A 251-nucleotide genomic window follows, 5' to 3' on the forward strand; every position below is an offset into this window, starting at 1 on the left:
GTGCTGAAGTTCCCCGATCGCGCCGCGGCCAAGGCCTTCTACGACTCGGAGACCTACCAGCATGCGAAGTCGCTGCGCGAGTACGCCGGCGTGATGCGCATGATCGTCGTCGAAGGCGTCTGGTCCCCCGCCATGCCCTGCACGAGTCATCGCGCCGCCAGCCTGTCCAGACGGACGGCCAGCGGCCCGGTGGCTTTTTTTCGCCTCCGTATTTCATCCCCCGTTTCGTCCCCCAATATCCGGACGCAGGT

Annotated in this window: 1 protein-coding gene; it reads left to right on the forward strand. The window is 65.3% G+C overall.

Annotated features, from left to right (window positions below; translation table 11 throughout):
- On the forward strand, positions 1–251 hold a 251-nt coding region (locus tag ACPYOM_RS23190; RefSeq protein WP_481347773.1), incomplete at both ends, for a DUF1330 domain-containing protein.

The sequence above is a fragment of the Monashia sp. HAY1-2A genome, assembly GCF_056755315.1.